Raw genomic sequence first — 731 nt, 5'->3', positions numbered from 1 at the left:
CTGGGGTGATGCCGCCAATGCCCATGTTGGGTCTTTCGTTGTTGTAGGTCCAGAGCCAGCGCGTAGCATAGTCTTGGACTTCCTCGATACTTGCAAACAGATGCTGGCTCAACCAGTCATATCGAACGGTGCGATTATAGCGCTCAACGTATGCATTTTGCTGCGGCTGACCGGGCTGAATATATTCGAGCCGGATTCCCTGCTTTTCAGCCCAGAGCTGCAGCTTCGTGCTCACATATTCCGGTCCATTGTCGCAGCGAATTGCGTCCGGCTTGCCCCGCCATTCAATGATCTGTTCCAGACTACGGATGACGCGCTCCGTCGGAAGTGAGAAATCCACCTCGATGTCTAATCCCTCGCGATTGAAGTCATCAAGGACATTAAATAGCCGAAAAGTCCTGCCATTTTCGAGTTGGTCGTGCATGAAATCCATGGACCAGACCAGATTTGCTTCTTTCGGCTGGGTCAGCGGTTCCGGTTTTTCGCGTATGAGGCGCTTCTTAGGCTTGATGCGCATATTCAATTCCAGTTCGCAGTAAATCCGGTACACCCGTTTGTGGTTCCAGCCAAAGCCCTGCACGTTGCGCAAATGCAGAAAGCACAGCCCGAAGCCCCAGTTTCGCTGATTGTGTGTCAGGCGTATGAGCCAGTCTGCAATCAAATCGTTTTCAGCCGAGAGTTTCGGCTCATAGCGATAGCAGGTCTGGCTGATGTCAAACGCCTCACAGGCT

The 731-nt window shown here is 52.4% G+C and carries 1 protein-coding gene; it reads right to left on the bottom strand.

From position 1 onward, the window contains the following. Positions 1-731: IS3 family transposase (locus tag ACI3L3_RS16890; RefSeq protein WP_404846328.1), on the bottom strand; the 731-nt coding region annotated here is incomplete at both ends.

The sequence above is a fragment of the Desulfobaculum sp. SPO524 genome, from assembly GCF_044987625.1.
Classification (GTDB): Bacteria; Desulfobacterota; Desulfovibrionia; order Desulfovibrionales; family Desulfovibrionaceae; genus Desulfobaculum.
The sequence above is the reverse complement of the archived record's forward strand: the minus strand, read 5'-3'. Positions and strand labels throughout refer to the sequence as shown.